Here is a 12,943-nt window from a genome sequence, read left to right on the forward strand (position 1 = left end):
GCCGGGGGATCTTCCGCTGTCCACGATGTCCCCGCCGACTCAGCAAGTCCAACGAAAAGTGCTGGTGCCAGTTATCGCTCGCGGCGATAAGTTGGGCGGATGGAGACACGTCAGCTCGAGTACTTCGTCGCCGTCGCCGAGGAGCTCAGCTTCACCCGGGCCGCCCAGCGGGTGTTCGCGGTGCAGTCCACCGTGTCCGCCGCCGTGCGGTCCCTCGAAGCCGAGCTCGGCACGCGGCTGTTCGACCGGTCCACCCGCCGGGTCGCGCTTTCCGCGGCGGGCACGGCGTTCCTGCCCGAAGCCAAGGCCGCGATCGAGGCCCTCGAACGGGCGCGCGCGACCGTGCAGGAGGCGTCGGAGGGACTGCGCGGCAGCCTCCGCATCGGCACGCTGACGTCGATCGGCGGTGTCGACCTGCCCGCGCTGCTCGGGGCGTTCCACCGGCGCTACCCGCTGGTGGACATCCACGTGACGGTGTCGATCACCGGGTCCACCGGGCTGGCCGAAGAGGTCCGCCGGGGGCGCCTCGACGTCGCGCTGGTGGGCCTGCCCGAGAGCGACCTCGCCGGGCTGGCCGTGCTGCGGGTCGACACCCGGCCGTTCGTCGTGGTGCTGCCGGCCACGCACCGGCTCGCGGCCCGCAAGGCGGTCCGCCTGGCCGACCTCGCCGGCGAAGCCTTCATCGACACGCCGCGCGGGTTCGGCAACCGGGTGCTGCTGGACCGCGCCTTCGACGCGCTCGGCTCGCCGCGGCGGGTCACCGTCGAGGTCGCCGACCTGCGCCCGGTGCCCGGGTACGTGCGTGCCGGGCTCGGCGTCGCGGTCGTCCCGGAGACGCCCGCCCCGGCCGAGGCGGACGTCGTGGTCCGGCCGCTGGCGGGCGCCGGGCTCGACTGGCCGCTCAACCTGGTCACCGCCGGGGCGAAGCCGCCGAGCCGGGCGCTGCGGACGCTGCTCGACCTCGTCGAGAGCAGTATTTGAACGTGTTCAACTCTTTCGGTACGGTGGGGCCATGAAGGTCGTGATACCGGGAGGGACCGGACACCTGGGGCGCGTGCTCAGCCGCGCGCTGGCCGGGAGCGGGCACGAGGTCGTCGTCCTGACCCGAGGGGAAGCCGCCGCGGCGCCGGGGGTGCGCCACGTCCGCTGGGACGGGCGGAGCGCGGGGCCGTGGACGCGCGAGATCGACGGCAGCGACGTCGTCGTCAACCTGGCGGGCCGGTCGGTGAACTGCCGCTACACCCAGGCGAACCTGCGGGAGATGTGGAACTCCCGCATCGACTCCGCGCGGGTCGTCGGCGGCGCGATCGAGCGCGCCGTCCGGCCGCCGCGGGTCTGGCTGCAGATGAGCACGGCGACGATCTACGCCCACCGCCACGACGCCCCGAACGACGAAACCACCGGCGTCCTGGGCGGCGACGAACCGGACGTGCCGGCGTACTGGTCCTACAGCGTCGACATCGCCCGGGCGTGGGAGCGCGAGCAGCAGCTCGCCGGCACGCCGAGCACGCGCAAGGTCGCGCTGCGGACGGCCATGGTGATGAGCCCGGAGCCCGGTGGCGCGTTCGAGATGCTGCTGCGCCTGACGAGGCTGGGCCTGGGTGGCCCGGTCGCCGGCGGGGCGCAGTACATGTCGTGGATCCACGAGGCCGACCTGCTGCGGGCGATCGACTTCCTCATCGGGCACGACGAGCTGAGCGGCCCGGTGAACCTGGCGGCCCCGGAACCGTTGCCCTACCGGGAGTTCCTGCGGGCGCTGCGCGCGGCGGCGGGCGTCCCCTTCGGGCTGCCCGCGACGCGGTGGCTGGCGGCGATCGGCGCGTTCGTGCTGCGCAGCGACCCGGAGCTGCTGCTGAAGAGCCGTTTCGTGGTGCCGGGCCGGCTCCTGGCGGCCGGTTTCGAGTTCGGCTTCCCGGCCTGGCCCGCCGCGGCGGCGGATCTGGTGCGCGGTCCACTCAGGACGGTCAGCTGAGGCCGGCGTTGTCCCGCAGCCGCCGCAGCATCAGCGCGAGGTGCAGCCGGAAGCGCCCGGCGGGGGAGTCGACGTCGAAGCCGAGGACGGCCTCGGCCCGGGCGAGCCGGGCCGGCATCGTGCTGTGGTGGCGGTGCAGCACCGCGGCCGCCTTGCGGGCCGAGCCGGTGGCGCACAAGGCCGAGAGCGCCGCGAGGGTGTCTTCGCCGTGGGGTTCGGCCGCGAGCCGGTCGAGGGCGCGGACGTCGGGGAGGCCGGCCGGGCTGAGCGTGCCGTCGAGGGCGGCGAGGCTGCCGAGGTGCTCCCAGTGGACCACGGGGTCGTCGTCCGCGGTGAACCGCAACGCCGTCCGCGCGGCGGCCCAGGAGCGGGCGACCTCGATGGCCGGCACGACCGGGCCGACGCCCACCCGCCGGTAGCCGGGGAGCGCCGGCACGGCGCCGGGGGCGGTCGTCCGCCCGGCGCCGGCTCGCCCGTCGGCCGCGGGTGGGGTGGGTGTTGCGCGTTGGGTGCCGGCCTGCCCGTCGGCCGCGGGTGCGGCGGCTGTTGCCCGTCCGGTGCCGGCTCGCCCGTCGGCTGCGGGTGGGGTGGGTGTTGCGCGTTGGGTGCCGGCCCGTCCGCCGGCCGCGGGTGGAACGGGTGTTGCCCGTCCGGTGCCGGGCACCGCCGCCGGGTGCCGGGTGCCGTCCGGGTGCGGGCCGGGCGCGGTGGCCGGTGCCGCCGGGCCGTTGCCGGGCACCGCCGATCGGCCGGCACCGGCGTCCGGGATCGGGTCGGTGTCCGCCGTCAGCACCGCGCGCACGGTGCCCAGCACCGCCGAGCGGCGCGCGGGCACCTCGCCGCCGGCCGTGGCCAGCACCCGCAACCGGGCCGCCGGGCCGAACCCGAGCAGGTGCAGCGCGCGCGACCGCTCGGCCGTGCCCGCGTCCTCCGTCAGCGCCAGTTCCACCAGCGCCGGGTCGCCGAGTTCCGGTCGCGGGACGCCGGGGTGTTCGAGCAGGATCGCGGTGGCGATCGCGAACCGCTCCAGCAGCATGTCGTCGAGCGGGACCGGCGCGCCCGCGCGGGCCACCCACACCACCACCCCGCCTTCGAGCTCGCGGGCCGCCGCGCCGGGCGGGGCCGTCCCGGGCGCGCCGACGTCGCCGCCGGGCGCCGCGCGCAGGGACAGGCCGCGGCCGGGCGCGTGCACGCCGACCGGGCAGCCGGCGAGGTCGGCCGTGCTGCGCACCAGGGTGTCGAGGTCGGCGTGGGCGGTGATCAGGCGGTCGAAGAACCCGATCACCCGTACGGCGTTCTCGGCGTCGGCGTCGAGCCCGGACAGCCGCAGCAGCAGCCCTTTCATGCCGTCACGATAGGCGCGCCCGCCGCCGGATGGCGAGTTCCGGCCCGCCAACGCCCGCCGCGTGGCGGTGGCCCGCACGCGGGCGGCGGCCGATGATCGGTGCCATGACCTACGCGATCGACCCCGAGCTGGTGCCCTGGCTGGACATGCTGCCGGCGGTGACCCTGACCGACCACGAATCCCTGCTGGCCGCGCGTTCTTCGATGTCGCGGCTGGGCGAAGTCCTCCCCAGCTACGAACCCACGACCGCGATCGACGTCCGGGACACCGCCGTCCCCGGTCCGTCGGACGCGCCCGACGTGCCCGTGCGCGTCTACCGTCCGGCCGGCCGCACCGAAGCGGTGCCCGGGCTGCTCTACATCCACGGCGGCGGGTTCGTCCTCGGCGACCTGGACATGTTCCACACCTCGCTGCTGCGGCTGGTCGACGAGCTGGGCATCGTGATCGTGTCGGTCGACTACCGGCTGGCGCCCGAGCACCCGTTCCCGGCGCCGCTCGAAGACTGCTACGCGGCACTGACCTGGCTCGAAGCCAAGGCGGACGAGCTGGGGGTCGACCCGGGACGCCTCGGCGTGGCCGGCGAGAGCGCGGGCGGCGGGCTTTCCGCGGCCGTCGCCCTGCTGGCCCGGGATCGCGGCGGCCCGGCGCTGGCCTTCCAGTACCTCGGCATCCCGGAACTCGACGACCGGCTCGGCACCCCGTCGATGCGCGCGTACACCGACACCCCGGTGTGGAACCGCCCGAACGCCGTCTTCAGCTGGACGAGCTACCTCGGCGCGGAACCGGGCGGCGAAGGCGTTTCCCCGTACGCGGCCCCGGCTCGCGCCACCGACCTGGCCGGCCTGCCGCCCGCGTTCGTGACGACGTGCCAGTTCGACCCGCTGCGCGACGAAGGCATCGACTACGCCCAGCGCCTGGCCCACGCGGGCGTCGCGGTCGAGTTCCGCCACTACCCGGGCACGTTCCACGGCTCCGGGCTGGTCGAGACGGCGGAGATCTCGCGGCGGATGTTCGCCGACGAGGTCGAAGCCCTGCGCCGCGGGCTTCGCGTCTGACTCACGGCCGGGGCAGCTTGCCCGCCAGCGCTTCGCCGAACGCCACCGCCGCGTCGCAGGCGCCACCGCCCGGCTTCGTCGCGAAGATCCGGACGTGCTCCGCCTGCTTCGCGTCGAACTGGCGGTGGTGCCACGCCACCGTGCAGCTGTCGCCGGTTTCGCGGCGGGTGGCGGGCACGCCGCCGAGGTCGACCGGGGTGCCTTCCGCCGGGACGACTGTCAGCTTCTCGAACGTCAGCCGCAGCGACGTCGTGGCCGTCCATTCGCACTCGCGGAGGCGGTTCAGCGTCACCTGGCGGACCGGCCCGAGCACCGTCTCGGGCCGGTCGAGCACCCGGCACGGATCCAGCGCGAGCAGGGTCCCCGCCGGGAGGGCGTAGTCGATCCCGCCGTCGCGGAGGCGCTGGAGCACCGTCCCGAGCGCGGTTTTCGCCAGCGAGCACGTCTTCGCCAGCGCCGTCACGCCGAGTTCGGGCTGGGCCGGCACCTGGACGCTGGCGTCGCACGTGCTGCCGCTGATCTCGCTGAACAGCACCGGCCGGCCGTCGAGGTCCCCGGCGGGCCGGCCGCCCTCGACGGAAATGCGGTCGCCGAGCTTGACGCCGATCTTCGCGCCGGAGCGGGTTTCGTAGTCGCAGCGGTCGAAGTACAGCGGGTCCGGTTCGGCCTGCAGCTTGCCCGCGTCCGGGACCGAGACGCCGTTCAGCACCTGGCAGGGATCGGTGCGCCGCAGCGTTTCCAGGCTCACCGGGTCCAGGTTCCGGCCCGGCGGCGGGGGATCCGCGCCGAACACCTCGACGGCGACCAGGCTGCCGGCCGCGAGCGCGGCGACGGCGGCCAGGACCGCGACGACCGGCACCCAGCGGCGCCGGCTCGGCGGCGCGGGCAGCGGTTCGGGCACCGGCCACGCGAGCGCGGCGCGGATCGCGGCGTCCTGCGTCTCGATCAGCCGGAGCACCGGCGGGGGCCACGTCCCCGGCGGCACCGCGCCGAGGAAGTCGAGGAGCTGCCGGGGCGACGGCCGGTGCGCCGGATCCTTGGCCAGGCACGGCTCGACCAGCGCGCGCAGCTCGGGCGGTACGCCGCTCAGGTCCGGGACGGCGTGCACGACGTTGTAGAGCACCTGCGCCGTCGTCGAGCCGGTGAACGGCGCGCGGCCGGTGGCCGCCATGACGAGCAGGCCGCCGAGGGAGAAGACGTCGCTCGCCGGGGTGAGCGGGCGGCTTTCGGCCTGTTCCGGCGACATGAACGCGGGGGAGCCGACGATGCCGCCGGTGCGGGTGAGCTCCGGCCCGCCCTCGGTGGCGCGCGCGATGCCGAAGTCGATGACGCGCGGCCCGTCGCCGGTGAGCAGGACGTTGCCGGGCTTGAGGTCCCGGTGGACCAGGCCCACGCGGTGGATCTCGAGCAGCGCGCCCGCCAGGCCGGCGGCGAGCCGCCGGACCGCTTCGGCCGGCAGCGGCCCGGTCGCTTCGACGGCCTCCTTCAGCGACGGACCGGTGACGAAGACCGAGGCCAGCCACGGCGTCGGCGCGTCGGGATCGGCGTCCATGACGGCCGCCGTGAACGCCCCGGAAACCCGTTGCGAGGCCACGACTTCCTGCCGGAACCGGTCGCGGAAGTGCGGGTCGCGGGCGAACTCGGCGTGCACCTGCTTGAGCGCGACGAGCCGGCCGTCCGGGGCCACGCCGAGCAGGACGCGGCCCATGCCGCCCTCGCCCAGCTCGGCGACCAGGCGGTACTTCCCGGCGGTGCGGGGCTCGCCCGCTTCGAGTGGCTTCACGGCTTCGGCAGCCCCGGCCGGGCCGCCTTGGCGAACTCCTGCGTCTGCCGGCAGGTTTCTTCGGGGCTCAGCGAACTGGCGGACGTGCGGTAGGCGACGGTCACGTTCTCCGACGTTCCTTCGTCGATCGGGCGGTGCGCCCAGCTCAGGCTGCACAGCACCTTCGCCGGGTTGAACCGTTTGGTGGTGTAGAAGGCGGTGACGCCGCCGAGGTCGACGGTGCCCGCCGAGTCGTAGTAGGAGTCCTTCGACCGGAACGGCCGGGTGCCGCGTTCCAGCGTCAGCGTCACCTCACCGCCGACCTGCCAGTGGCACTCGTGCAGCCCGTTCGGTTCGACCTTGGTGACCGGGCCGACGATCCGCTGCGCGGCCGCCGTCGTCACGAGCCCGCACGGGTCGACCGGCGCGAGACCGCCCTGCGGCGCGGGGGAGTTCAAGGTCCGGAGGCGCTTCACCGCTTCGCCGAGCGCGGCCTTCGCCGCGTCGCACGGCTTGGCGAACTTCGTGGCCGCGTCACTGGCTTCGACGCCGATCGTGGCGGCCGGGCGGTCCACCACGGGCACCGACGCGGTGCAGCGGGTCGTCTCGTCTTCGACGCTGAGCGGCCGGCCGTCGAGGTCCCCGGCGGGAGTTCCCTTGGCGGCCACCGGGCCGCCGATGGTCAGCTCCAGCCACTGGCCCTGCGCGGTCTCGTAGGTGCAGGCGAAGAAGTGCACGCCGATCTCGGGGGTGAGCGTTCCCGTCCCGGGCACCGACGGCAGCACCGCGCACGGGTCGGCACCGCGCAGCTTGTCCGGGCCCAGCGGGTCCGGGTTCGGCGCGGACGTCGGCGCGGCCGGCACTGGCGGGGTGCTGCTCGCCGGGGCGGCGGCGGTGGCGCCGTAGTCGCCGTCGAGGAGGCTGACGGCGGTGATCGTGCCGCCGAGGACGACGGCGGCCGCGGCCGCGGCGAGCGCGACCCGCGGACCTCGCCGCCGCGGCTTCGGCGGCTTGGCCACGACGGCCGCGACCTCGGCCTGGCGGCGGGCGATCAGCGCGTGCACGGCGGGTGGCCACGGGCGCTGCACGGGCGGCAGCGGCCCGAGCAGTTCGAGGAGCCGAGCCGGGTCCGGCCGCCGCGCCGGGTCCTTGACCAGGCACGCCTCGGCGAGCGCGCGCAGGTCCGGCGGCAGGGCGCGCAGGTCGGGGTGCGTGTGGACGACGTTGTAGAGCGACTGCGGTGCCGACGCCCCGGCGAAAGGGCTGCGCCCGGTGGCGGCGAGGACGAGCAGGGCGCCGAGGGAGAAGACGTCGCTCGCCGGGGTCAGCGGCCGCCCGTCCGCCTGCTCCGGCGACATGAACGCCGGCGAGCCCAGGATGACGCCGGTGTGCGTGAGGTCGGTGCCGCCTTCCGCGGCGCGCGCGATGCCGAAGTCGATGACCCGGGGACCGTCTTCGGCGAGCAGCACGTTGCCCGGTTTGAGGTCCCGGTGCACCAGCCCGGCCCGGTGGATGCCGTCCAGCGCCGACGCCAGCCCGGCGGCGAGGTGCCGGACTGCGGCGGGCGGCAGCGGCCCGGTCGCCTCGACGGCTTCCTGCAGCGACGGCCCGGCGACGAACACCGAGGCGAGCCACGGCACCGGCGCGAAGGGATCGGCGTCCAGCACCGCGGCGGTGTAGGCCCCCGAGACCAGCCGCGAGACCTCGACCTCGCGGCGGAACCGTTCGCGGAAACCGGGGTCGTGCGCGAACTGCCGGTGGACCTGCTTGACGGCGGCGAGCCTGCCGTCCGGGCCGACGCCGAGCAGCACGCGCCCCATCCCGCCCGCGCCGACCACGGCGAGCAGCCGGTACCGCCCGGCCGGCGCCGGTTCACCCGGTCCCAACGGCTCCACGCCCACCTCCGCGGGCGATGGTAGATCGTCGGGTGGCAGCGGTGGCCCGGAACGCCCGGACCGGCTGCGCCGGGACCCCCAGGCCCGGCGCACCCGCAGGTCAGGGCACGACGTCGGTGACCGTGTCCTTGACCACCTGCCACCGGCCGTGGTCCCGCACGAGCGTCAGGCTGATCGTGTAGTGGCGGTCGACGCCGTGCGCCGGCTCGAGGTAGTGCGCGTCGAGGATGGCGAACCCCACGTGGCAGCCCTCGACGACGGTGTGCGTGACCGTCCACGGCATCGAGTACTCGTAGGGCACCTTGAACTGCTCCAGCACCGGGTTCACGTTCGCGTCGTACCCGAGGTAGAGGTTGCCCCGGCGGCCCACCGTGACCATGTCGCGGTGGATGATCGCGCGGTAGCGGGCCGCGTCGCGCTTGTTGTAGCTGTCCATGTCCTCCCACACGGCGTGGTCGAACGCCCGGCGGCACTCCTGCTGCCCGCCGTCGCCCTGCTCGCCGGCCGCCGCGGCGACCGGGGCACCGAGCGCCGCCGCCACCAGCGCCGTGCCCAGTGCCGCGTAACCCCACTTGCGCATCTGGCCTTCCCTTCCTCGTGGACCGGCGCCGACGCTGCCCGGGCGGCGCATCACAGCTGCATCACTTCCGCACCACCGCCGCGCGGGGTCCCGATAACCTCGCCCGCGGGGTGAGGCCATGGAGTTCCGCGTCCTGGGTCCGGTGCGGGTGCTCGCCGGGGACCGGCCGATCGGACCGTCCGGGCCGCGGCAGGAACGCATCCTGGCGGCCCTGCTGCTCGACGCCGGGCGCGTCGTCCCGGTGGCCCGGCTGGTCGACGTCGTCTGGGACGGCGAACCCCCGGCGACCGCGGCGCGGCAGGTCCGCAACCTCACCACCGCCCTGCGGCGCACGCTCGTCGCGGCCGGGGCAGGCGAAGACGTCCTCACCGCCGACGGGCCCGGCTTCACGCTGCGGCCCGCCGCGTTCGACCTCCGCGAGTTCGAGGCGCACGCGTCCCGCGGCGACTTCCGGGACGCCTTGGCGTGCTGGCGCGGGCCCGCGCTCGCCGGCCTGGACAGCGCGGCGCTGCGGCCGGACGCCGAGCGCCTCCAGGAGCGGCGGCTCGCGGTGCTGGAACAGTGCCTGGCCGCCGAGGTCGACCACGGGGACGGCGACGCCGTCGCGGAACTGACCGCGCTCGTCGCCGAGCACCCGCTGCGCGAAGGAGCGGTCGGGCTGCTCATGCGCGCGCTGCACCGGGCAGGACGGCAGGCCGACGCGATCGACGCCTACCAGCGCGCGAAGCGGCGGCTCGCCGTCGAACTCGGGATCAGCCCGGGCGCGCCGCTGCGGGCGGTCTACGAAGAGCTGCTGCACGAGGAACCCGCACCCGGGCGGTGCTTCCTGCCCTACGACGTCCCGGACTTCACCGGCCGCGCGGCCGAGACCGCCCGCGCGCTCGAGGCGTTGCGCGCCGGGCGCCCGGTGGTCGTCGACGGCATGGCCGGGGTGGGGAAGACGGCGTTCGCGGTCCGCGTCGCGCACCGGGCCGCCGCGGACTTCCCGGACGGGCAGCTGTTCGTCGACCTGCACGGCCACACCCCGGGCCGGGATCCGCTGCCCGCCGGAGCCGCGCTGTCCGCGTTGCTGTTGCAGGTCGGCGTGCCGGCGAGCCGTCAGCCGGACGGGCTGGACGAGCGGGCCGCGCTGTGGCGGTCCCGGGTGGCCGGGCGGCGCCTGCTCGTCGTGCTGGACAACGCCGCCGGCGCCGGGCAGCTGGTCCCGCTGCTGCCCGGCGGCCCGGGTGTGCTGGTCACCGGCCGCCGCCGGCCGGTCGTGGACGGCGCGCTCGCGCTCGGCCTGGACGTGCTGCCGCCCGCCGAAGCCGAGGCCCTGTTCGCCGCCGCGGCGGGACGGCCCGGCGCGGACGTCACCCGGCTCTGCGGGTACCTGCCGCTGGCGCTGCGGATCGCCGCCGCCCGCCTGCAGGCGCGTCCACTGTGGACGGCCGACGACCTGGCGGCGCGGCTCGGGTCCGAACGGCGGCGGCTGGCCGAGCTGCGCGCGGGCGGCCGGGACGTCGCGGCCGCGTTCGCGCTGTCCTACCGGGACCTCACCCCGGCGCGGCGGCGGGCGTTCCGGCTGCTGGGCGGCCACCCGGGCGCCGACTTCGACGTGGCCGCCGCGGCGGCGCTGTGCGGCACCGGCGACGCCGAGCGGCTCGTGGAGGACCTGCTCGACGCGCACCTGCTGCGCCAGCCGGCCCCGGGCCGCTACGCCTTCCACGACCTGATCGCCGAACACGCCCGTGCGGTCGCCGACCCGGCCGAGACCGCGGCGGCGCTGGAACGGCTGCTGGACCACTACCGCGACGGTGAGTACTCGTTCGCGGCCGAGCGCGCGAACCTCGTCGCCGTCACGGCGTTGGCGGGGCACGACGAGCACGTCTGGCGCATCGCCGACCGCGCGGTGGCGGCGTTGCGCGAGCGGGGGCACCGCGACGAGCTGACGGCGCTGGCCCGCGCGGCCGTGCGGGCCGCGGACCGCTCGGGCGACCCGCACGCCCGCCAGCTGAGCCTGGCGAACCTGACGACGGCGCACTGGGAAAGCGGCAGGCTCACCGAGGCGGTCGAGGCGACGGCGGAGCGGCTGCGCCTGGTCCGCGCGTCCGGCGACCGCGCGGCCGAGGCGGCGGCGGTCGCCCGGATGGGCGCGCTGCACGGCATGCTCGGCCGCTACCCGGACGCCGCCGGGCACTACCGGCGGGCGCTGGTGCTGGCGGGCGAGACGGGCAGCCACGCGGTCGCCGGGCTGGCGTGGGGAAACCTGAGCAACGCCCAGGAGGTGCTGGGGGAGTACGAGGACGCGCTGACGTCGGCCGCGCGCGCCCGTGCGATCCGCGAAGAGCTCGGTGACGGCGACGGCGCGATCCTGGCGACGGCCCAGCTCGCCCTGGTCCTCGCCCGGCTCGGCCGCCACCGGGAGGCGAGGGCGACCGCGGAGAAGGCGGTGCACGCGGCCGTCACTCGCGGGTACGCCTTCGGGGAGGCGTGGAGCCGCATCGACTTCGCCGAGGTGCTGCTCGCGGCCGGCCTGCCCGGGGCAGCGCACGCGGAAGCGGAACGCGCGTGCGCGATCCTGGCCGGGCTGAACCACCCGCTGCTGCTGACGATGGCGGCGACCAGCCTCGGCGCGGCCGCCTTGTCCCTCGCCGACCCGGCCGCGGCGACGGCCGCCTACCGCCTCGCCCTCACGACAGCGCGTCGCATCGGCTACCGCGCCCAGGAGGCCCGCGCCCTGCTCGGCCTGGCGGCCTCGCTTTCCGGCCCCGACGCCGATGCCCACCTCCGCGCCGGCCGCGCCCTCCAGGCGGAACTCGGCCTCGTGCCCGCCCCCGTCCCGATGTCATGAAAGGGTCGTTCACCGCGTCCGGCGCGGTGAACGACCCTTTCATGACCTCCGGTGTCGGGTCAGGGAGCGGTGACGTCGATCAGCACCTTGCCGGTGACGCCGTCTTCGGACGTCGCGTGCGCCTTCGCCGTGTCGGCAAGGGAAAACCGGTGAACCGGCACGCCCCGGTCTTCGCCGACCCGCAGGGCTCCGTCGGCCAGCGCCGCGGTGACGTCCTCCGTGCCGGCGCGCAGCTTGTCCTCGCCCACCGTGTACAGCACCAGGAACTGGTAGCGCGCGTTCAGCCACACGTTGGCCCCGAAGTCGAGGGTCACCGTCCCCGTGCCGCGGTCGTCGCCGTACAGCGCGACCGTGCCGCGCGGGCGCAGCACCTCGGTGTGCAGCTTCGCGTTGACCCCGGCCGCGACCTCGACCACCAGGTCGACGCCGCCGGGCGCGACTTCGCGGATCCGGGCGCCCAGTTCCGCGTCGGGGTAGCGGAAGACGTGGTGGGCGCCGGCCGTGCGGGCGAGGGCGGCCTTCTCCTCGCTGCTGACCGTCGCGATCACCGTCGCCCCGGCCCAGCGGCCGAGCTGGATCGCCGCGTTGCCGACCGCGCCCGCACCGCCGCTGACCAGCACCGTGCGGCCGTCGAGGGCGCCGGGGGCGAGCCGCGACGGCCCGTCTTCGGCGACGGTGAGCGCCCGGTGCGCCGTCAGCGCCGGGATGCCGAGCCCGGCACCCTCGTCGAAGCCGGCCCCGTCGGGCAGCCGGACCAGTTTGGCCGCCGGCAGCACCGTGTACTCCTGCGCGGTGCCCGATCCGGGCCCGTACGCCCCGGCGATGACCACCCACACGCGATCGCCGGTGGCGAAGCCGGTGACGTCCGGGCCGACCGCGTCGACCACGCCGGCCCCGTCCTGGTTGGGCACGGTCTCGGGGACGTCGGCGCCCGGTTCGGCGCGGGCCCCGGCGCGGGCTTTCCAGTCCGTGGGGTTGACCGCGGACACCACGATCCGGACGCGGACTTCGCCGGGACCCGGCTCCGGTACGGCCCGCTCGGTCAGCGACAGCACCTCGGGTCCGCCGTGGCGGCGGTAGACGACTGCTTTCATGTCCGGTGCAATCCCGTCCGACCCGCGGTTATTCCCGGCGCGCCGCTAAATCGGCCCGCCGCAAATCGGTTTTTCGCCGCCGGGAAAAGCGAAAACGGCGCCACGCGGGTGATCCCCCGGCCGGGCGATTTTCCGTGTTGCCCGAGCGAAATCGGCCGCCGTCGCAGAAACTGGGCGCGTGGGAGAGGAAAAGCGCACGCCGTCCGACGAACGGCCGAAGCGCGACGAACGAGAACCGACACCGATCTTCGACGCGGTGTTCAGCGCGACGCGCGCGAAGGCGAATACGGGCAATCCGGCGCCGGAACCGGACAAAGCCGGGCGGTGAGCGGACGCCGCCACGCCGGACGTGTGGCACTTTGTTCGACGTCCGCAGCGAACATGTAGCATCTCGGGTGGCTCAGCAC

10 protein-coding genes are annotated in these 12,943 nt (G+C 75.7%); 5 read left to right on the top strand and 5 right to left on the bottom strand.

Going from position 1 to position 12,943, the window contains the following annotated elements; all coding sequences use genetic code 11:
* Window positions 1-99: 99 nt before the first annotated feature.
* Window positions 100-981, top strand: a complete 882-nt coding sequence (locus tag AB5J73_RS34735) for a LysR family transcriptional regulator (protein WP_370963033.1) — start codon at window positions 100-102, stop codon at window positions 979-981.
* 31 nt (window positions 982-1,012) lie between these two features.
* Window positions 1,013-1,972 (top strand): TIGR01777 family oxidoreductase, encoded by a 960-nt coding sequence (locus AB5J73_RS34740; RefSeq protein WP_370963034.1) that lies wholly within the window; start codon window positions 1,013-1,015, stop codon window positions 1,970-1,972.
* On the opposite strand, the gene AB5J73_RS34745 is transcribed toward AB5J73_RS34740, so the two are convergent.
* Window positions 1,965-3,317, bottom strand: coding sequence for a helix-turn-helix domain-containing protein (locus tag AB5J73_RS34745; protein ID WP_370963035.1), 1,353 nt, complete (start codon window positions 3,315-3,317; stop codon window positions 1,965-1,967). The two genes, AB5J73_RS34740 and AB5J73_RS34745, sit on opposite strands and share 8 nt — an antisense overlap.
* A gap of 104 nt (window positions 3,318-3,421) precedes the next feature.
* Here AB5J73_RS34745 and AB5J73_RS34750 point away from each other — a divergent pair, with 104 nt between their 5' ends.
* Window positions 3,422-4,372 carry an alpha/beta hydrolase gene (locus AB5J73_RS34750; protein ID WP_370963036.1) on the top strand — a complete coding sequence of 317 codons (951 nt, stop codon included), beginning with the start codon at window positions 3,422-3,424 and terminating at the stop codon, window positions 4,370-4,372.
* Window position 4,373: 1 nt separating this feature from the next.
* Here the strand turns inward: AB5J73_RS34750 and AB5J73_RS34755 are convergent, their stop codons facing one another.
* From AB5J73_RS34755 to AB5J73_RS34765, 3 genes are all read right to left on the bottom strand, one after another.
* Window positions 4,374-6,155, bottom strand: coding sequence for a serine/threonine-protein kinase (locus AB5J73_RS34755; RefSeq protein WP_370963037.1), 1,782 nt, complete (start codon window positions 6,153-6,155; stop codon window positions 4,374-4,376).
* On the bottom strand, window positions 6,152-8,029 hold the full coding sequence (locus AB5J73_RS34760; RefSeq protein WP_370963038.1) for a serine/threonine-protein kinase: 1,878 nt from the start codon (window positions 8,027-8,029) through the stop codon (window positions 6,152-6,154). Before AB5J73_RS34760 ends, AB5J73_RS34755 begins: the two co-directional genes overlap by 4 nt.
* Before the next feature lie 100 nt (window positions 8,030-8,129).
* Window positions 8,130-8,609: a hypothetical protein gene (locus AB5J73_RS34765; RefSeq protein ID WP_370963039.1), complete on the bottom strand. Its 480-nt coding sequence runs from the start codon at window positions 8,607-8,609 to the stop codon at window positions 8,130-8,132.
* A 118-nt stretch (window positions 8,610-8,727) separates the two neighbouring features.
* Here AB5J73_RS34765 and AB5J73_RS34770 point away from each other — a divergent pair, with 118 nt between their 5' ends.
* Entirely contained in the window at window positions 8,728-11,442 is a 2,715-nt protein-coding gene (locus AB5J73_RS34770; RefSeq protein WP_370963040.1) for a BTAD domain-containing putative transcriptional regulator, read from the top strand.
* 59 nt (window positions 11,443-11,501) lie between these two features.
* Here AB5J73_RS34770 and AB5J73_RS34775 read toward each other — a convergent pair whose 3' ends face one another.
* Window positions 11,502-12,536, bottom strand: coding sequence for an NADPH:quinone reductase (locus AB5J73_RS34775; RefSeq protein WP_370963041.1), 1,035 nt, complete (start codon window positions 12,534-12,536; stop codon window positions 11,502-11,504).
* Between the two features lie 178 nt (window positions 12,537-12,714).
* Between AB5J73_RS34775 and AB5J73_RS34780 the strand changes: the two genes are divergently transcribed.
* Window positions 12,715-12,864: a hypothetical protein gene (locus AB5J73_RS34780; protein ID WP_370963042.1), complete on the top strand. Its 150-nt coding sequence runs from the start codon at window positions 12,715-12,717 to the stop codon at window positions 12,862-12,864.
* The last annotated feature ends 79 nt before the right edge of the window (window positions 12,865-12,943 follow it).

This window comes from Amycolatopsis sp. cg9, from assembly GCF_041346945.1.
GTDB lineage: Bacteria > Actinomycetota > Actinomycetes > Mycobacteriales > Pseudonocardiaceae > Amycolatopsis.